Origin of the sequence: Fusobacterium necrogenes, assembly GCF_900450765.1 — a bacterium.
GTDB lineage: Bacteria > Fusobacteriota > Fusobacteriia > Fusobacteriales > Fusobacteriaceae > Fusobacterium_A > Fusobacterium_A necrogenes.
Genome location: NZ_UGGU01000003.1, coordinates 88,578 through 108,855, shown reverse-complemented (window position 1 = coordinate 108,855; position 20,278 = coordinate 88,578). Strand labels below are relative to the sequence as shown.

The 20,278-nt window shown below is 30.5% G+C and carries 22 protein-coding genes; 5 read left to right on the top strand and 17 right to left on the bottom strand.

Translation table 11 applies throughout. The features are described 5' to 3' along the window. Window position 1 precedes the first annotated feature (1 nt). From pstA to DYA59_RS00860, 5 genes are all read left to right on the top strand, one after another. The gene (pstA, locus tag DYA59_RS00880) at window positions 2-850 is read left to right on the top strand and encodes a phosphate ABC transporter permease PstA (protein WP_115268459.1); all 849 of its coding nucleotides are present in this window, start codon (window positions 2-4) and stop codon (window positions 848-850) included. 30 nt (window positions 851-880) lie between these two features. Next, window positions 881-1,645, top strand: coding sequence for a phosphate ABC transporter ATP-binding protein PstB (pstB, locus tag DYA59_RS00875; protein WP_115268457.1), 765 nt, complete (start codon window positions 881-883; stop codon window positions 1,643-1,645). A 9-nt stretch (window positions 1,646-1,654) separates the two neighbouring features. Continuing rightward, complete coding sequence (locus DYA59_RS00870) at window positions 1,655-2,341, top strand: phosphate signaling complex PhoU family protein (protein WP_115268455.1); 687 nt, start codon at window positions 1,655-1,657, stop codon at window positions 2,339-2,341. Window positions 2,342-2,600: 259 nt separating this feature from the next. Next, window positions 2,601-3,773 carry a M20 family metallopeptidase gene (locus DYA59_RS00865; protein WP_115268453.1) on the top strand — a complete coding sequence of 391 codons (1,173 nt, stop codon included), beginning with the start codon at window positions 2,601-2,603 and terminating at the stop codon, window positions 3,771-3,773. 30 nt (window positions 3,774-3,803) lie between these two features. After that, window positions 3,804-4,562, top strand: a complete 759-nt coding sequence (locus DYA59_RS00860) for a basic amino acid ABC transporter substrate-binding protein (protein ID WP_115268450.1) — start codon at window positions 3,804-3,806, stop codon at window positions 4,560-4,562. A gap of 103 nt (window positions 4,563-4,665) precedes the next feature. Here the strand turns inward: DYA59_RS00860 and disA are convergent, their stop codons facing one another. From disA to DYA59_RS00775, 17 genes are all read right to left on the bottom strand, one after another. Further along, complete coding sequence (disA, locus tag DYA59_RS00855) at window positions 4,666-5,718, bottom strand: DNA integrity scanning diadenylate cyclase DisA (protein WP_115268448.1); 1,053 nt, start codon at window positions 5,716-5,718, stop codon at window positions 4,666-4,668. After that, window positions 5,711-7,096 carry a DNA repair protein RadA gene (gene radA, locus DYA59_RS00850; protein WP_115268446.1) on the bottom strand — a complete coding sequence of 462 codons (1,386 nt, stop codon included), beginning with the start codon at window positions 7,094-7,096 and terminating at the stop codon, window positions 5,711-5,713. The genes disA and radA overlap by 8 nt, the downstream gene beginning before the upstream one ends. A gap of 8 nt (window positions 7,097-7,104) precedes the next feature. Then, window positions 7,105-7,599, bottom strand: a complete 495-nt coding sequence (gene coaD, locus DYA59_RS00845) for a pantetheine-phosphate adenylyltransferase (RefSeq protein WP_115268443.1) — start codon at window positions 7,597-7,599, stop codon at window positions 7,105-7,107. Between the two features lie 11 nt (window positions 7,600-7,610). Further along, window positions 7,611-9,077 carry an Rne/Rng family ribonuclease gene (locus DYA59_RS00840; protein ID WP_115268441.1) on the bottom strand — a complete coding sequence of 489 codons (1,467 nt, stop codon included), beginning with the start codon at window positions 9,075-9,077 and terminating at the stop codon, window positions 7,611-7,613. Further along, a complete protein-coding gene (locus DYA59_RS00835) occupies window positions 9,049-10,101 on the bottom strand; it encodes an elongator complex protein 3 (protein ID WP_115268439.1) in 1,053 nt (350 codons plus the stop codon). Before DYA59_RS00835 ends, DYA59_RS00840 begins: the two co-directional genes overlap by 29 nt. Next, entirely contained in the window at window positions 10,088-10,810 is a 723-nt protein-coding gene (rnc, locus tag DYA59_RS00830; RefSeq protein WP_115268437.1) for a ribonuclease III, read from the bottom strand. The genes DYA59_RS00835 and rnc overlap by 14 nt, the downstream gene beginning before the upstream one ends. Before the next feature lie 16 nt (window positions 10,811-10,826). After that, window positions 10,827-12,065, bottom strand: coding sequence for a beta-ketoacyl-ACP synthase II (gene fabF, locus DYA59_RS00825; protein ID WP_115268435.1), 1,239 nt, complete (start codon window positions 12,063-12,065; stop codon window positions 10,827-10,829). Between the two features lie 73 nt (window positions 12,066-12,138). Continuing rightward, window positions 12,139-12,360 (bottom strand): acyl carrier protein, encoded by a 222-nt coding sequence (acpP, locus tag DYA59_RS00820; protein ID WP_115268433.1) that lies wholly within the window; start codon window positions 12,358-12,360, stop codon window positions 12,139-12,141. Between the two features lie 60 nt (window positions 12,361-12,420). After that, window positions 12,421-13,332: an ACP S-malonyltransferase gene (fabD, locus tag DYA59_RS00815; protein WP_115268431.1), complete on the bottom strand. Its 912-nt coding sequence runs from the start codon at window positions 13,330-13,332 to the stop codon at window positions 12,421-12,423. An 82-nt stretch (window positions 13,333-13,414) separates the two neighbouring features. Beyond that, the gene (locus DYA59_RS00810; protein WP_115268429.1) at window positions 13,415-14,407 is read right to left on the bottom strand and encodes a beta-ketoacyl-ACP synthase III; all 993 of its coding nucleotides are present in this window, start codon (window positions 14,405-14,407) and stop codon (window positions 13,415-13,417) included. Between the two features lie 8 nt (window positions 14,408-14,415). Then, a complete protein-coding gene (plsX, locus tag DYA59_RS00805; protein ID WP_115268427.1) occupies window positions 14,416-15,435 on the bottom strand; it encodes a phosphate acyltransferase PlsX in 1,020 nt (339 codons plus the stop codon). A gap of 133 nt (window positions 15,436-15,568) precedes the next feature. Further along, complete coding sequence (rpmF, locus tag DYA59_RS00800; protein WP_115268425.1) at window positions 15,569-15,751, bottom strand: 50S ribosomal protein L32; 183 nt, start codon at window positions 15,749-15,751, stop codon at window positions 15,569-15,571. Window positions 15,752-15,787: 36 nt separating this feature from the next. Further along, window positions 15,788-16,270: a YceD family protein gene (locus tag DYA59_RS00795; RefSeq protein ID WP_115268423.1), complete on the bottom strand. Its 483-nt coding sequence runs from the start codon at window positions 16,268-16,270 to the stop codon at window positions 15,788-15,790. 88 nt (window positions 16,271-16,358) lie between these two features. Next, window positions 16,359-17,456, bottom strand: a complete 1,098-nt coding sequence (gene ychF, locus DYA59_RS00790; RefSeq protein ID WP_115268421.1) for a redox-regulated ATPase YchF — start codon at window positions 17,454-17,456, stop codon at window positions 16,359-16,361. An 88-nt stretch (window positions 17,457-17,544) separates the two neighbouring features. Further along, a complete protein-coding gene (locus DYA59_RS00785) occupies window positions 17,545-18,309 on the bottom strand; it encodes an alpha/beta hydrolase (RefSeq protein WP_115268419.1) in 765 nt (254 codons plus the stop codon). A gap of 9 nt (window positions 18,310-18,318) precedes the next feature. Beyond that, complete coding sequence (locus DYA59_RS00780) at window positions 18,319-19,071, bottom strand: esterase family protein (protein ID WP_115268417.1); 753 nt, start codon at window positions 19,069-19,071, stop codon at window positions 18,319-18,321. Between the two features lie 14 nt (window positions 19,072-19,085). Further along, window positions 19,086-20,276: an ATP-grasp domain-containing protein gene (locus DYA59_RS00775; protein ID WP_115268415.1), complete on the bottom strand. Its 1,191-nt coding sequence runs from the start codon at window positions 20,274-20,276 to the stop codon at window positions 19,086-19,088. Between the last annotated feature and the right edge of the window lie 2 nt (window positions 20,277-20,278).

The window sequence follows — 20,278 nt, the reverse complement described above, 5'->3', positions numbered from 1 at the left end:
AATGTTAATTATAAAAAAATCAAAAGCTAATTTTTTAGAAATATTGATAAAAATAATGACTTTAGTTGCTGTAGTTCCTGTATTTTTAATAATTGGTTATATAATATATACTGGTATTCCTGCAATATCTTGGGAATTTTTAAGTGAGATGCCTACTGACGGAATGAGAGCTGGAGGAATATTTCCAGCAATAGTTGGAACCCTTTGCTTAACACTTGGAACAATCATTGTAGCTGTTCCATTTGGTATTTTTACTGGTGTTTATTTAGTAGAATATGCTAAAGATAATTTTCTAACTAGAATCATTAATTTAACAATAATAAACCTTGCTGGTATTCCAAGTATAATTTATGGATTATTTGGTATGGCACTATTTGTTATTTTCTTAGGATTTGATGTTTCAATACTTTCTGGTTCATTAACTTTGGGAATAATGTGTTTACCAGTTATTATTACAGCTACTAGAGAATCTCTACTTGCAATACCTAATCATTTAAGAGAAGCTTCTCTTGCTCTTGGAGCTACAAAATGGGAAACAATAACTAAGGTAATCTTACCAGCAGCTATGCCAGGAATTTTAACTGGAGTTATTCTAAGTATATCTAGAGCAGCTGGAGAAACAGCTCCAATAATGTTTACAGCAGTTGCTTTCTATCTACCATTCTTACCAATTTCATATTGGGATCAAGTAATGGCATTACCATACCACCTATATGTTATATCTACACAAGTTCCTAATATGCCATCATCTTTTATCAATGGAACACTATTTATACTTGTAGTTATAACACTTAGCTTCAACTTATTTGGTGCTTTTATCAGACAAAAATTTAATTCAAAAAATAAATAATGATATAGATATAGATTTTTAGGAGGAAATATGAATTCTAATGATACAAGAATTTTAGTAAAAGATTTTAACTTTTATTATGGTGACTTTAAAGCATTAAAAGATATCAATATGGAAATCAAAAAAAATAAAGTTACTGCTCTAATTGGACCTTCTGGTTGTGGAAAATCTACATTCTTAAGATCAATAAATAGAATGAATGACTTAATTCCTAATATAAAATACGAAGGAAATATTATTTTTGATGGAAAAAATATCTTTGATAAAGAATACGATATTGTGGAACTTAGAAAAAAAATAGGAATGGTTTTCCAAAAACCAAATCCATTTCCTAAGAGCATCTATGAAAATCTTGTTTATGCCCCTAAGTTACATGGAGAAAAAGATAAAGATAAATTAGATGAGATTGTAGAAACTTCTTTAAAATCAGTTGCTCTTTGGGATGAAGTTAAAGATAAACTTTACAAATCCTCATTAGGACTTTCCGGAGGACAACAACAAAGATTATGTATAGCTAGAGCTATCTCTATAAGACCTGAAATATTACTAATGGACGAGCCTACATCAGCTCTTGACCCAATCTCTACATCAAAAATTGAAGAACTTATTAGGCAACTTGAAAAAGAATACAGTATCATAATTGTAACTCACAATATGCAACAAGCTTCTAGAATATCTGAATATACTGGTTTCTTCTATCAAGGAGTATTAGAAGAGTTTGATAAAACAGAACTGATATTTACAACCCCACATAAGAAAAAAACAGAAGACTATATAACAGGAAAATTTGGATAGGAGGATATTATGAAAAACTTAGATGAAAGTATTAAAGGATTAAGAGAACATTACTTGGAATTATTAAAAAGTCTGAATAGAGTTTTAGATATCAATATTGAGATGTTTGAAAAATCATCATTTGATAAAACTCTTTATGGTGAATGTCTAATACTTGAGGATACTATTAATAACTTTGAAGTAAAAATCAAGGAAGACTCTATCTTTACAATGGCAAGATTTCAACCTGCAGCTGGAAATTTAAGGCTACTTATTATGCTTATCAATAGTGCTAGGCTTATAGAGAGAATGGGAGATATTCTAAAAGCTAATTTAAAAATTATAAAAACTATTGAAAAGGATTCTCCTGAAATGAAAAAAGAATTAAAAAATATTATCTACCCAATAGCTATTAAAACAAAGAATATCTACGAAGGATATATTAATGCTTTTATAAAAAGTGATGAAAAAGCTCTTTTTTCACTTTTAACCATGGATGAAGAGATAGATACTTTAACTAAAGAAGATACTGAATGTATTATTGAACTTATGAAGAAAAAACCTGAAAATATTCAAAGTGGTGCTGACTTAATTTTACTCTGTAAAAAACTTGAAAGATTTGCTGATCATATTCTTCATCTAGTATTTGACCTGATTTATATTCTAAAAGGTGAAAATATGAGAAAAATAGAATTACTTGAAGAAAAAAAAATTTAAAAATAATTTGACATTTTTTCACAAATATGATATATATTTAAATAAAAATTTTTAAGAGGAGAAATAAAATGTTATCTAGTATCTTAAAGTTAAGGAAATTCAATGAATAATTATATATCTTATCTTTAAATATACCTACTTTTATTTACTCTATCTACTAAAATTTTTACTTAGTATATTTTAATATATTTTGGATTTTTAAGAGTCAATACATCTAGGTATGTATTGACTTTTTTATTTTTTAATACTAGGAGGAAAAATGGAAAATTTAAAAGATAAATTATCAATACTTTTTGATAAATATTTTGAAGATTTTAAAAAAGCTAATGAATATATATATAATAACCCTGAATTAGGACATCAAGAATTTAAAGCTTGTGAAGCTCTAACTAATCTATTAAAAAAACACAACTTTGAAACTAGTGATAACTATGTAGGAATACCTACTGCTTTTATTGGTAAATATAAATCTGGAAATGGTGGAGCTAAGGTAGCTATCCTTGCTGAATATGATGCTTTACCTGGTATTGGACATGGTTGTGGACATAATATATTTGGTGTTACAAGTGTAGCAGCTGGTATACTTTTAAAAGAGATTATGGGAGATGTTGTAGGAGAAGTATTAGTAATTGGAACTCCTGCAGAAGAAACTTGTGGAGCTAAAGTAGATATGGCTAAAGCTGGAATATTTAATGATATAGATATAGCTATGGCTGTACATCCTACTGGTGAAGCTCATACTAGAAGTGGAAAATCTCAAGCTATGGAAGCTATACAATTCACATTTAAAGGAAAAACAGCTCATGCTGCTGGTTCTCCACATGAGGGAATAAATGCTCTTGATGGAGTTCTTATGTTATTTAACTCTATCAATGCTTTAAGACAACAAACTTTAGAAACAGCTAGAATTCATGGAATTATAAGCAATGGTGGAAAGGCAGCTAATATTATTCCAGATTTAGCAGTTGCTAACTTTTATGTAAGAGCTCAAACACTTTCTTACCTTAAAGAATTAGTAGAAAGAGTAAAAAACTGTGCTAGAGGAGCTGCTCTTGCTACTGGAACTACTTTAGAAATGCAAAACTATGAAACAAGTTTTGCTAACCTTGTTACAAATAAGAAATTATCTGAAACTTATGAAAAAAATCTAATACTTCAAGGGGTTACAAAAATTGTTGATAAAGAGGGATTTGGTTCTACTGATATGGGAGATGTAAGTCATTGTTGTCCAACTATACATCCATCTTTCCCACTTACTACAAATCATTTAACTGGACACAGTATAGAATTTGCTTGTGCTACTATACAACCAGAAGCTTATAAAGGAATGAAAGAAGCTGCAATAGCAATGGCTCTTACAGCTATGGATATATTTACTAATCCTCAACTTTTACAAGAGATAAAAGAAGAATTCAAAAATAGTTCTAAATAAAAATTTATATAAAATATGGAGGAGTTTTTTATGAAAAAAGTTATTTTATTTTTAATGTTAATTTTATCTTCACTATCATTTGCAGCTAAAAAATTATATGTTGGAACTAATGCCGAATTTGCTCCTTATGAATATTTAGAAAATGGAAAAATGGTAGGATTTGATATCGAACTTATGGATGCTATTGGAGAAGAGTTAGGATATGAAATAGTTTGGAATAATATGTCTTTTGATGGACTACTTCCTGCTCTTCAAATGAAAAAAATTGATGCTGTCATAGCTGGAATGTCTCAAACACCTGAAAGACAAAAAGCTGTTACCTTCTCTATGCCTTATCTACTTTTCTCATCAGATGAGCACTATGTAATAGTTAATGAAGAGAGTAATTATGTGAAAAAAGAGGAATTAAATGGTAAAAAAATTGGAGTACAAATTGGAACTATGCAAGAGGAATTTGCTAAAGATTTAGGTGGATTACCTCAACTTTATAACTCTTGGACTGGTGCTCTAATGGACTTACAACAAAATAAAATTGATGCTGTAATCATTGCTGATGTAAGTGGAGAAGAGTATTTAAAAACTATGAAGGGAATTAAAAAAATTGATGTAGTGGAAGAAAACTTTCCAGGTGCATCTATCGCCCTAAGAAAAGGTGAAACAGAATTAGCAGAACAAATTAATCAAGCAATTTTAAAACTCGATTCAAATGGAGTATATATTGAAATATTAAAAAAATATTTCCCTGATAAAATTAATAAATATTATGAATATAAGTCAAAATCTAACTAGAATAACTCTTATTCAATAAATTAAATAAAATTATATCAATACAAATAGGACTGTTACAATTCAATATCTTGTAACAGTCCCTTTATTAAAAATTTTATTAATACTATGATTTTTCTAATTCAACAGTCAATTTCAATCTTTTCAGTCCACTTTTAAGCGCTTTTATCTTAATCTTACTAATCTTCATATCAGATAATTCCTCATCAGGAACGTCTTGAAGCTTAGATATACTATTGTATTTACTAATTAACTTTTCAATATCCTTCTTAGTTAATTTACTTATTCTTCCAAGTAATCTATAACCTTTTGGACTAACTTCATTATCTAAAAAACTATAGCTTTTACCATAACCAAGAGCATGTGAAAAATTCTCTACTTCAAGTAACTCTTCATCATCTAAATTTTTCATTTTATCTTTAACTTCTTTATATTCTATATTATCTTCCATATAGTCCCTTATTAAGTCATATTCATCTTCTTCTATATCTTGGTTCAAATCTTGAAATTGTAAATTTAATAATCTTCCTTCTATCCCTAATTCTACTACACAACTATTGACTTCATCTCCAATCCTTCTAAGCATTTCAAATCTTTGAAGTGCTGTAGCTACGTCATAAAGGGTAGCTGTATTATCTAACTCAAGAATCGTCAAATTAGCCAATGCTCTATCTAATACAGATTTATATCTCTCCATTGTCTTTATAGCTTGAGATGCTTCACTCTCTATTGAAGCTACATCTTTTAATCTATATCTTATCTCATCTTTATAAATAGTTATTACATTTCTTCTTTCTGATACAGCAATTACAAGTTTTCCGGTTTGTTGTCCTGTTCTTTGTGCTGTTCTATGTCTGGTTCCACTCTCAGTTGACTTATATTTTCTATCTGGTTGTAGATGGACATTAGCATACATTATTTTTTGACACTCTCCATCCAAAATAATAGCCCCATCCATTTTAGCTAACTCATATACTCTTTCCGGCGTAAAATCACAGTCTAAAAAGAATCCACCATCTGTTATTTTCTTTACATTTTCATCAAAACCTACTACTATCAAAGCTCCCAAGCCAGCCTCTAATATATTATTTAATCCTGCTCTTAAGGCTGTACCTGGAGTAACAAATGATAGCATCTCTTCTAACTTTTTACTATCCATCTTTATTCATCCTTTCTAGAAGTTCTTCTAAATTCTTTAAATATATTAACTTTAAATTATATTTATTCTTCTCTATCTCTTTCCTATTAGCTTCAGGAATGTATACTCCCTTAAAGCCAAGTTTTTCTAACTCCCTGAGCCTTTTATCCATAAAGAAAACTTTTCTTATCTCTCCTCTAAGTCCTAATTCTCCGATAGCAGCTATCTTTTGACTTATCTCTACACCCTTAGATATGGAAAGCATTGATATTAAAACAGCTAAATCAGCTGCTGGATCCTCTATATTTAATCCACCTGGAATATTAACAAATAGATCTTTCATAGAGAGATTTATATTCATTTTCTTTTCTGCAATAGCTGTAAGTATTTGTATCCTATTTCTATCAAATCCTTGTACAATTCTTTTCGGAATACCTATTGTTACCTCTGTAAGTAAAGTTTGTATCTCTAAAAGAAAAACCTTTGTTCCTTCTAGCACAGGAACAACCATACTTCCTATATTTTTTTCTTCCCTCTCACTTAAAAAATATTCTGAAGAATTTTTTATCTCCTTCATTCCATCTTCTTCCATGTTAAATACTGCTATTTCATTTGTTGATCCAAATCTATTTTTAGTGCTTCTCAAAATACGATAAAAAAGTCCCTCTTCTCCTTCAAAATTAAATACAGCATCCACCATGTGCTCTAATAGTTTAGGCCCGGCTACCTTACCATCCTTTGTAATATGTCCCACTATAAAAAATGATATTCCATATTTTTTAGCTAACTCTATAATTTTTAAGGTACATTCCCGTATCTGCGTAGGGGTTCCTGGAATAGAATCTATAACTGAATTATATAAAGTTTGTATCGAATCCACAATAACAACTTTAGGATTTTTAGAAATTAAGTACTCATATATTTTAGAAATATCCGTTTCTGACATTAAAAAAAGATTTTTATTTTTTATTTTTAATCTCTCTCCTCTATTTTTTATCTGAGCAGGAGATTCTTCTCCAGATATATAAATTACCTCTCCATATATAGTATATTCATTAGCCACTTGTAATAATAGAGTAGATTTACCTATCCCAGGATTTCCAGTTATTAAAACTACCTCTCCACATAGTAATCCTCCTCCTAAAACTCTATCAAACTCTCCAATTTTTGTCCTATACCTATTATTTTCTTCCATTATAACATCATCAAAAGAAAATACTTTTCCTGCAACTTCTTTCAAAGAATTTCCCAATGGTCCAATAGAAGCTCCAATTGAAGAAGTTAATTCCACTTCTTCTTCAAAACTTCCCCAACTACCACACTGTGGACACTTCCCTGTCCATTTAGTCGCCTTATATCCACACTCATTACATACATAAAAACTTTTAGTTTTCGCCATATATAACCCTATCCTTTTAAACTGTCTGCTTTCCTTTTTATGATATCTATAATTCTTTCATCAACAAATATATCTAATCTAGCTCCTACAGTCGCAGCTTCTCTTACTGAACTAGCGCTCAAATACATGTACTCTCTAGCAGCTGGTACAAATATTGTCTCAACTTCTCCATATGATAAATCATGATTTACAAAAGCATATCCCAACTCATATTCAAAATCTGATACAGCTCTTAAACCTCTTATAATTATTTCTGCTTTATTTTCTTTCATAAAATCTATTAAGAGTCCATCAAAATTTTTAACCTCAATTTTCTCTCCAAACTCCGCTACTAAAATCTCAATAAGTCTCTTTCTCTCTTCTAAAGAGAACCAACATTTTTTATTGACATTATTCATTACAGCTACTATAAGTTTATCTGTAATTTTCAAAGATTTTTTTATCACATCAAAATGTCCCTTTGTTATTGGATCAAAACTTCCAGCATATACACCTATTCTCATACTACTATCCTCTATTTCATTAAAATAATCTCGTAACTATAATCATTTTGAATATTTTCTTCCAACATAAGTTTTTTCTTTCTTTCTCTTATAAAACTTTCAACAAGATCAAAGTATAATTCCTTAAAAGCTATTTTCAATTTTTTTGATAGAATTAATTTTATAATTGTAATATCTTCATCTTTTGTACACTCTTTTATCTCTGATATCATCTCGTGTATTATAGTATCCCTAGATTTTATCCTTCCTGTTCCTTCACAAATAGGACACTTCTCCTGAAAATAACTATACAAAGGTCTTCCACTTCTTTTTCTAGTCATCTCTATCAATCCTAAATCTGTAAAATGTACTATATTATTTTTTATTCTATCCTTTGATAAATTCTTTTCTAAAGTTTCCAATACTTTATTTTTATCTTCTTCTGATCTCATATCTATAAAATCTATTATTATAATTCCCCCTAAATTTCTAAGTCTAAGTTGCCTTGGTATTTCCATAGCAGCTTCTAAATTTGTATTTAAAACTGTTTGCTCTAAATTATAGCTTCCAGTATTTTTTCCTGTATTGACATCTATACTTATCAAAGCTTCCGTTTTTTGTATAACTAGATAACCTCCACACTCTAACCTAACCTCTTCTTCTAGAGCGTTTCCTATTTCTCTTTCAATATTATATTTTTCAAAAATACTCCCTTCATCCTTATTAAAAAGCTTTATCTTTGTCTTCAAAGTCTTTTCACTAAAGGCATTCATATAGTCTATAACTTCCCAGTATACCTCTTCACTATCTACAATAAGTTCATCTATATCGTTCGAAAATATATCTCTTAGTATCGTTGTCAGTATTCCATTATCTTTATATAATACTTCCCCTATCTTTGCTGCACTTGTCTTTTTTTCTATATCTTCCCATTTTTTTACCAAATACTCTATCTCTTTTTCAAAATGAAACGGCTCCTTCCCTTGAGCAGCTGTTCTTATAATAACCCCCATATTTTCAGGCTTTAAATCTTTCACTATTTCTTCTAGTCTTTCTCTTTCTTCCTCTTCTTTTATTTTTTTTGAAATAGCTATATGATTATTATTAGGCATAAGTACTAAATATTTTCCTGGAATTGTGTAGTGAGTAGTCACTCTTGCACCTTTTGTCCCACGTGGTTCATTTAAAATTTGAACTACTACCTCATCTCCTACAGTTAAAATATCTTCTATAGGTCTATCACTATTACAAATTCCATCTAAATATTTCTCTTCAAATTCTCTTAAATCATTAACATATAAAAATGCATTTTTATCTAAGCCTATATTTACAAAAGCTGATTCCATTCCAGGAAGTACATTTGCCACTTTTCCCTTATAAATATTCGAATTTATCCTTCTTTCTTCTTCTCTTTCTATAAGAATTTCAACCACTTTCCCATTCTCAATAATAGCGGCTCTTGACTGAAGCTCATCTATGTTGATTACTATTTGATTCATTTGTTAGTTCTCCCCTCAATACATCTAACCTAGAATATTTCCTTCCATTTATAATTACATCATTTCTATCTATTGAATTATCTATGTCTATATGGAAATATTTTTTTAATCTTATTCTATTTACTTTTTTTATTCCCAGCAATTTCGAAATACTTTTTTCATTAGCAAATATATCTAACTTTTTTTCATTTTCTAATATTTTTCTAAAAAAATCATAATATATTTCTGTTTCAACAACCTCTCTAAAGGCTGGATGAAAAGGACCGGCTATAACTACTCCATTTTCTCTTAAATCTTCACTAGGTTGTAATCCTACTCTTATTATATTTATTCCTTCACTTTCTAATAAAGAATAAATTTTTCTTGTACGTTCTACTGCTTCATCTAAAGTTAAAGCATGATATTCTCCTGTAAAAAACATCTGAGCCATCTTAGTATTTTTTATTACTAACGTGGGATATATTCTTGCCATCTCTGGTTTCATATCAAGAATTTTAACAGCTGTTAGATAATCAGATTCAAATGTGGACTTAGGTAAACCTATCATTAATTGTATCCCTAAATCAATCTCATATTTCTTTATAATTTTACAAGCTTCTTCTACTATTTCAACAGGATAAAACCTCTCTGTTGCTAATAAAACCTTTTTATCTAATGACTGAACTCCAAGTTCAATAGCAGTTACTCCATACTTTTTTAGTTGTGCTACTATTTCATCATTAATATAATCTGGTCTAGTAGATAGCCTGATTCCATTAATATCCCCTTTTTTAATATATTCATATACAGTTTTTAAATACTCTTCTTGTAACTTCATAGAAATTCCTGTAAAAGTTCCACCAAAAAAAGCCACTTCTTTTTTGGAATTCTTTGGAAGAGTTTCTAAGTACATCTCTATTGTATTTTTTAAATCTTCTATTGTAACATCTGTCTCTCTCCCATTTATTTTTTTCTGATTACAAAAAACACATGAGTTAGGACAACCAAAATGACTTATAAATATTGGAATATTATAATGTTTCATGAATTTTTACTCCCAATTTTTTACATAATGCTTTTGCCGCTGCCTGTTCGGCAGTCTTTTTATTTTTCCCAGTCCCTATATCTGACTGTTCTTCATCTATACCATTATTTATTTTTGCTTCTATCTCAAACATTTTTTGATGATCTGGACCTATCTCTTTTACAACTACATATTCTGGAATAACTCTATAAATTTTCTGACTATATTCTTGAAGAATTGTTTTAAAATCTAAAATTTCCTCATTACTATCAACTGTATCTATCAAATTTTTTATATGTGTTAATACGAATTCCTTAGCAGTTTCAAAATTTGAATCCATATATATAGCTCCTAAGATAGCCTCAAAAGCATCTCCTAGTATAGAACTTCTTTCTCTTCCACCAGTTAGTTCTTCTCCTCTACTAAGCAAAAGATACTTCCCTACTTGTAATTTTTTAGAAATTCCAGCTAAAACTGGTTCACTCACTACCATCGATTTGACTTTTGCTAGATCTCCTTCTGTTGAGTTAGCATAACTTCTGTATAAATATTCAGTAACAACAAGATCTAGAACTGCATCTCCTAGCAGTTCTAGTCTTTCATTACTTATTTTTTTATATCTTCTATGCTCATTTCCAAACGAACGATGAATAAGTGAATTTTTTAGAAGTTCTTTATTTTTGAAAGAATAACCAAGATTTTTTTCAAAATCTAAATAATTTTTCTTCATTTTTCCTCCTAAAAACTTATTTATATTTTCTCATAGCTATTACAGCATTATGCCCTCCAAAACCTAATGAACTTGACATAGCTACATCTATCTCTTTCTCTACTGCTACATTTGGCACATAATTTAAGTCACAGTCTTCATCTGGATTATCATAATTTATTGTAGGTGGAACTACTCCTTCAAATATAGCTTTAGCTATAATAACGGCTTCTATTCCTCCAGCTGCACCTAATCCATGACCTGTTGCCCCTTTTGTTGATGAAACCATTAAATTCTTAGCATGATCTCCAAATACAGCTTTTATTGCTGCTGTTTCATTTTTATCATTTGCAGGGGTAGATGTTCCGTGTGCATTTATATACGTTACTTCCTCTAAATTTATATTTCCCTCTTTAAGAGCCATTTTAAATGATCTTGCAGCTCCTTCCCCACCATCTACTGGAGCTGTAATATGGTAAGCATCACAAGTTTCTCCATATCCTACCACCTCAGCATAAATTTTTGCTCCTCTTGCCTTTGCATATTCAAGTTCTTCAAGAATTAATATTCCCGCTCCTTCTCCCATTACGAATCCATCTCTATCAGCACTAAAAGGTCTTGAAGCTTTTTCTGGCTCATCATTTCTTGTAGACAAAGCTTTCATATTAGCAAATCCATTCATAGCAAATGGAGTAATAGCTGCTTCAGTTCCTCCAGTTATCATAACTTTTGCTCTTCCATTTTTTATTATTTCAAAAGCATCTCCTACTGAATGTGTTCCTGATGCACAAGCTGTAACTATCGATTTATTAGGTCCTTTTGCCCCAAAATATATTCCTATATTTCCAGAAGCCATATTAGCTATCATAGCTGGAATAGTAAATGGAGATATTCTTTTTACTCCCTTTTCTAACATTGCTTGATGTTGAGCTTCAAATATCTCAATTCCACCTATACCAGAAGAAACTATTACTCCTACATCTTCAGCATTATTTTCATCAATTACTAATTTAGAATCCTCCAATGCCATCTTTGTAGCTGCAATAGCAAACTGAGTGTTTCTAGCTAATTTTTTTACCTCTTTTTTCTCAATTCCAAATTCAATAGGATCAAAATCTTTTACCTCGGCTGCTATTTGTACAGACATATCAGTAGCATCATAAGATTCTATTTTCCCTACTCCTGTTTCCCCAGCTATAATTCTTTTCCAACTCTTTTCAATACCCGTTCCTAATGCAGTTATAAGTCCTATTCCTGTAACTACTACTCTATTCACAATACCACCTCAATTTTTTTATAGATATAAGTATATATAAGCAACGGGGTACTTTCATACCCCGTTTTTTTTATTATTTAGATTCGATATAATCAATAACGTCTTGAACTGTTTTAATTTTTTCAGCATCTGTATCAGGAATTTCTACATCAAACTCCTCTTCAAAAGCCATTATTAATTCAACTGTATCTAGTGAGTCTGCTCCTAAATCCTCTACAAAATTTGCCTCAGGTACTACTTGCTCAGGATCTACTCCTAATTGCTCAACTACTATTTCTCTTACTTTATCTAACATTTTTTCTTCCTCCTTAATTTTTTCTTTATATTTAAAAAACGTTATATATAATAGATTTTACTATATATTTAACAAATCTTCAAGTTTTTCTATATTTTTTACTTCAATTTCTTTATCAATTTTTTTTATAAGTCCAGCTAATACCTTTCCAGGGCCTATTTCGTAAATAGTTGTTACTCCCTCAGATTTCAATTTTTTTATAGTATCTACCCATTTTACTGGTCCAAAACTCTGTCTATATATTTCATTTTTTATAGCTTCTATTGATGTCAAAATTTCAGCTGTTGTATTTGCTACTAACTTTATATCAGTCATATTAAATTCATATTTTTCAGCCTCATCTTTTAATTTCTCTCCAGCTTCTTTCATAAGTGATGAATGAAATGGTCCTGATACAGCTAATGGCATAGCTCTTTTCGCACCAGCTTCTTTTAAAGCCTCACAAGCTTTTGCTATAGCTTCCTTTTCTCCAGCTATTACAGTTTGCTTAGGTTCATTAAAATTTACAGCTTCTACTACTCCTTCTACACCTTTTAAGACTTCAACTATTTTATCAGAATCTAATCCAATTATAGCAGCCATTCCTCCATTTATTTTCTGAGCTACCTCACTCATAAATTTACCTCTAGCTGAAGTAAGTTTCACCGTATCTTCTATTGATAAATAGCCAGCTGCTCCAAAAGCAGCATACTCTCCAACTGAATGTCCTGCCACATAATCAGCTTTTATTCCCTTGGCCTCTAATAGTTTTTTTAAAATTAAGCTCATAGATACTATTGCTGGCTGCGTATTCTTAGTCTCTTTTAATATTTCTTCCGGTCCTTCAAACATAACTGTTTTCAAATCAAAATCTAATTTTGAAAATAAGTTATCAAATTCCTGTTTAGCTATTTCATTATTCTCATATAGTTCTTTTCCCATTCCAACATATTGGGTCCCTTGTCCCGGAAAAACAAAAGCTATTTTCGACATACTTCCCTCCTTAAATAAAACACCTGTCTTTTAATATATCATAGCATTTTAAATATGTCAATATTTATTGGCATAACTATATTTAGTATGCCCATTTCATAATTATAGAACCATAAGTAAGTCCGGCTCCAAATCCTGTAAGAGCTATCATATCTCCTTTTTTTATCATTCCTTTTTCCAACGCTTCTCCTAATGCTAATCCTACAGAAGCAGACGATGTATTCCCAAATCTTTGTAAATTCATATAAAATTTATCAATAGGCAAATTCAATCTTTTTGCTGCTGATTCTATTATTCTCACATTTGCTTGATGCGGGAATACCATAAATAAATCTTCAGCTTTTATTTCAGCTTTTTCTAATGCTTGACTTGTTGCATTAGGTAAAGCATGTACTGCAAATTTAAATACCTCTTGCCCTTTCATTTTTAAAAAGTTCTCCCTATTTGCTATTGTTTCCATGGTATTTGGTTTCTTTGTTCCACCAGCTGGAGTTCTTAAAACTTCTTCATCTTCTCCTTCAGCTCCTAGATATGAAGATAAAATTCCGTACCCATCCTCTACTTCTCCCACTACCGCTGCAGCTGCCCCATCACCAAATAATATACAAGTGTTTCTATCTTGCATATCTATTATTCTTGAAAGAGTTTCGGCACCTATAACTAGAATGTTTTTATACACTCCTCCTTTTATCATCCCTGTTGCTACAGTAAGTCCATATATAAAACTACTACAAGCAGCATTCAAATCACAGGCTGGTATACTCTTCAAATTCAATTTCTTTTGAACTAAACAAGCTGTAGCCTGAACAAGATAATCTGGACTACATGTAGCTACTAATATCATGTCTATGTCCTCTTTTACTATTCCTGAAGCTTCTATTGCTTTTCTAGCTGCTTCTACACATAAATCTGAAGTAGCCTGATCTGGAGCAGCAAATCTTCTTTCTTCAATTCCTGTTCTTGTTCTTATCCACTCATCACTTGTATCTATTATTTTTTCAAAATCAAAGTTAGTCATTTTTTTCTCTGGTACATAATACCCTAATCCTTTTATACCTACACTTTTAAACTTCATTTTTCCTCCTAATCTAGGTTTTTTTCGTCACTATCTCCCATATCTATAGCATTTTTTAACTCTTCTACAAAATTCATTTCTGCAAACTTATTTGCTACTTTAATAGCATTTTTTATACCATTTGAATCTGAGTTTCCATGCGCCTTGATAGAAAGACCATTCAGCCCTAAAAACATAGCTCCTCCATATTCAGAAGAATCAACTTTTTTCCCTAAACGCTTTATAGCAGGTTTCACCAATAGCGCTCCCAATTTATAGATAAAAGATTTATTTATTTCCTCTTTTAAAGATGAAACTATAACCTTTGCAACTCCTTCAGCTGTTTTTAATACCATATTTCCAGTAAAACCATCAGTAACTACAACATCTATCTTTCCATTCATTACTTCTGTTCCTTCTACATTTCCAACAAAATTTATCCCTTTATTTGCTTTTAAGAGATTATATGCTTCTCTTGTAATTTCATTTCCCTTTCCTTCTTCTGTCCCTATATTAAGTAATCCTACAGCTGGATTTTTCATTCCTAATAGTATTTCTAAATATTTTGATCCCATAATAGCATATTGATTTAAAAACTCTGGTTTACAATCTGCTGTTGCTCCAACATCTAATATCAACATTTTATCTTTTTTATTAGGAAACATTGTTGCAATAGCTGGTCTAAGTACTCCCTTTATTCTTTTTAATTTAAGTTGGCTTGCTGTTATTAAAGCACCAGTATTTCCAGCTGATACAGAGGCATCTACAACTCCATCCTTTACTAATTCCAAAGTTCTATTCATAGAAGAGTCTTTTTTAGCTTTTACAGCTGTTACAGGTTCATCTGTCATCTCTATAACTTCTCTTGCATCTACTATCTCAATTCTTGAAGAATCGTATTTATATCTTTTTAATTCTTCCTCTATACTCTCTTTTTTTCCAACAAATACAAGATGTAAAGTTTCTATTTCTTCTAGAGCTTTCATAGCTCCTTTTATAGTTTCAAAAGGTGCCTTATCCCCACCCATAGCATCCAAGGCTACTTTCATTACAATCCTCCTATAAAAAATTATCTCTCTTTATTATACATCATATTTATAAAATTTAAAAATATTTTCTATGATTTGTAATAAAAAAAGACAAGAGCTTATCTTGTCCTTTTCTATCTAACTAAACATCTAATTACTCAGCTTGTCCTACTAGAACTTGTTTTCCATTGTAATCTCCACATGAAAGACATACTCTATGAGGTCTTCTTGGAGCTCCACATTTCTCACAAATTGTTAATCCAGTTCCAGTTAAAGCATGATGAGATCTTCTCATATTTTTCTTAGCTTTAGATGTTTTCTTCTTAGGTACTGCCATCTTAAGTTACCCTCCTACTTACATTCTTATTTAAAATTAATTTTTTATCTGTAATAATTGTTGCCAACGTGGATCTATTCCATTATCACTGTGTTTTTTTATCTCTGAACTATCTTCACAATCAGGTTCACACTGTGGATACGGTGGCATATCTAATATTATATACTCTCTCACTAAGTTTGCTAAATCTATAATTCCATTCTCAACCGGATCATAGATTTCATTTTTATCAATTACACACTCAGTATTCAAGCTCTTTAGATACTGAGTATATTGAATTTCGTCCAAAAAAGTTCCTGTAAAGTCATTTTCTAATCCTAACTCCAACTCCTTCAAACATCTAACACATTGCATTCTTAATCTCACAGAGTAATGCCCATTTATTTCAATCTTTCCATTGTTATTTACAGCTGTTCCAATAACATGTACTTTTCCTAGAAGTTCAACATCATCCATATTATTAATATAAAAATCAAACTTCATAACTTGGTTTTGAAAATTTTTAATCTCTAATTTCAAAACAATTTCCTCCAATCGTACACCTAGATATTTTACTAACTTTTTTAGATATTGTCAAGTAATTTTTCTTAACAAAGTATTTTTTATTCTACACATTAAATAAAAATTCCATTAAATCTCCATCTTGTACTATATACTCTTTTCCTTCTAGCCTAAGAACACCAGCTTCTTGTGCTCCCTTCCATCCAGAATACTTTATAAAGTCATCAAAAGATACCACTTTTGCTCTAATAAATCCTTTTTCAAAATCTGTATGTATCTCTCCTGCTGCTTTTGGTGCTGTATCTCCTATTTTTATTGTCCAAGCCCTTACCTCTTTTACTCCAGCAGTAAAATATGTTTGAAGTCCTAATAACTTGTATCCAGCCCTAATAAGTCTATTAAGCCCAGCTTCTTCCACTCCTAAAGCTTCTAAATACTCTTTTTTACTCTCTTCATCATCCATCTCTTGTAATTCTGCTTCAACCTTAGCAGATACTATTACAACTTCTGACCCTAATTTTTTTGCATACTCTCTAACTTTTTCTACATGTTCATTTCCTGTTGCTAAATCATCTTCAGCTACATTAGCTGCAAATATCATAGGTTTTAAAGTTAGTAATTGATATGTTCTAACTAACTCTAACTCTTCATCATTCATTGATAATGTTTTTAAAAGTTGAAAGCTTTCTAAGTGAAGCTTACACTTTTCTAAAACTGGCATAAGAGCCATCGACTCTTTATTTTTATTCATAGCTAATTTTTTATGTTTCTCTATAGCTTTATCTACAGTTTCCATATCAGCAAAAATTAACTCTGTATTAATTACCTCTATATCCCTTATAGGGTCTACCGAACCACTTACATGGATTACATTATCATCTTCAAAACATCTTACAACTTGGCAAATAGCTGCCGTTGTTCTAATATTTGACAAAAATTTATTTCCAAGTCCCTCTCCTTTTGCTGCTCCCTTTACAAGTCCAGCTATATCCACAAACTCCACTGTTGCTTGAACTACTCTTTGTGGATTGATTATCTTTGATAATTCATCTAATCTTGAGTCTGGTACAGTTACCATTCCTACATTTGGTTCTATTGTACAAAATGGATAGTTCGCTGCTTCTGCTGCCCCAGCTTTTGTTATAGCATTAAAAAGTGTAGATTTCCCTACATTTGGAAGTCCTACTATTCCTATTCCAATCATTAAAAAACTCCTCCTAAAACTTTTTATTACTCTAAATTTTATCACAAATTAGAAACTTTGTAAATCTTTTATTAATATTGTATCATCCTTATCTCTCTCTATATAATCCCATTTCAGAAAGCCAAACCAATGTTTCTTTTGCCCAAGATTCCTCATTATGATCTCCCTCTACCATCATATGAGGATATACAGTAACTCCCTTTTGTGAAAAAATTCTGGTTACTATCATATTTTTTTCTGTTCCAACTGCTAGTTGTTTTTTAGTGTGAAACTCATATCTTCCCCAGCTAATATAAGCTTTTGTCTTTTTATAAATTTTAAATTTAGAAATATCATCTACTAATTTTTTAAAAATATGCTCATAAAAAGGAGATACACATATTCCCATTGAAAATATATCCGACCTAGCTGCAAGACCATATACTGACATTAAACCTCCCATTGAACTTCCACCTATTGCTGTATACTCTCTCTCAGGTTTAGTTGGAAATTTTTCATCTATATATGGTTTTAAAGTTTCACATATCCACTCTGTAGTAGTTTTACCTAGTCCTGTAACCTTTCCAAAAAATTTGTCTTTAAAAGAGTATGGAGAAAATTCACAAAGTCTCATATTTCCTTCATGATTACACTCTAATCCTACCACTATAATTCTTTGATTATGAGTATCAAGAGCATCCTTTATTCCCCATGATTTCCCATATGTAGCATCTGAATCACAAAATAGATTGTGTCCATCAAACATATATATAACTGGAAATCTTTCATCTGGTTGTATATCATCTGGAAGGTATATATGTAATGTTCTATGTAATTTAAAAGGTTCAATATATATATTTTCTTTTAGTATCATATTTAACTCCTATATAACATATTGTAAAAAATAAGGGAATTGTACTTTCCACCAAGGCCAGTCATGATCTACATCATAACCCCAGAAATCTATCCAAACAGGAACTTGTAATCTATCAAATTCCTTTTTTAAATCTCCAGTATCTTTTATACACTCCTCTTCCCATCTACCTAGACCACAGCATAAGATAATATCTGAATTTCTATATTTTCCTAAAAACTCATGATTCCAAGACATATTTCTCATATAATCATTTGGAGAGTTTTCATAAATCATTCCATTGTTGTAATTTGGGAAGAAATAACCTGCATGATATAATCCACTTAAAGCTATTACTCCATCAAAAATATCTGGGCAACGTAAGAAAAAGTTCAAAGCATGGTAAGCTCCCATACTACAACCTGTTGTCATAAATTTACAGTTGTAATCTCCTGTTCTATCTCCATATATCTGCTTAAATTTAGGTATAGCTTCATCTACTATATATTTAAACCATCTATTATGTTGCTCTATTCTAGCCTCATAATTCTCTCCAAGTCTAGACCAAGATTCTCCATCTATACTATCTACACAAAATAACATAATCTTTCCTTGATTTATATAGTCAGCAGCTGCATCTACCATTCCAAAATTATAGAAATCATAGAATCTTCCATCTTGAGCTGGAAAAACAACAATTGGTCTTCCACTATGTCCATATACTAAAAATTCCATCTCTCTTCCTAAATTATGGCTGTACTGTTTATAATGATTTACATGCATAAAACTCCCCCTAGTTACATCTTTTTTAAGTAAAAATCAATAAATTCCATAGCTTGCTCTTGCTCTGGAAATCTAGCTGTTAACATATCATTTCCCATAGCTCCAGATAAAACTTCAGGCATTCTCTCTTTCATTACAATATTATATTTATATCTATTTAATACTGTATCTATGCTATGAACATATCTATATCCATCTCTTCTTGCTGCATAAACACAACAATATGGTCTAGAATCTTTATTATAGAATCCTTTATTATAAGTTATCATATTTGCCCAAACTTGATATACATCTATATCATTTGCAAAGTTCATCATATCTGGTGTATATCCTCCAGGTGGACGCATATTTACTTCTAATCCTATAATATCCCCTTTATTTCCTAATCCAGGTTTATCTTCTAATAATCTAAAAAATTCACAATGGAAAAATCTACTATTAGTATCAAAAGTTTGTACTACTCTTCTTCCTGCTTCTTTTAAATCCTCTGGAATCTCTCTAAAAGAATAATACATAACATCCATTCCATTATTTACTATCTCCATTATTGGTACTGGATATGCATGAGCTGTCTCAAAAATAATCTCCCTATTTCTACCAGCTATTCCATCATAAGAAAGAAGCTCTCCATTGATAAATTCCTCCATGATATACTCCTCTTCTCCTAGATTATCATAGAAAAATTTCATCTCTCCTTCATCTCTTAATTTATAAGTAGCTGCTGCTCCAACTCCATTATTAGGTTTTACTACAACTGGAAATCCTACCATATCAGTAAATTTTTTTCCCTCTTCAAAAGTTGAAACCATATGATACCTAGCTGTTTTCACTCCAGCTTTTTCATAAAACTCTTTCATTTTACTTTTATATTTTATTCCAGCTATCTTATCATTTTTTAAACCAGATGTAATATTAAAATCTGTACGAAGTTGTGCATCTCTTAATAACCAGTACTCATTATTTGATTCTAACCAATCAATTTTTCCATACTTAAAAGCAAAATAAGCACAAGCTCTGTACACTTCATCATAGTTTTCTAAAGAAGATACTTTGTAATACTCATTTAATGATTCTTTTAACTCATCACTTAAAAAGTCATAATCAGCATCTCCTATTCCTAGAGTGTTAACTCCATTATTTTTTAATCCTCTACAAAAATTCCAATAACTTTTTGGAAAATTTGGTGAAATAAAAATAAAATTCATAA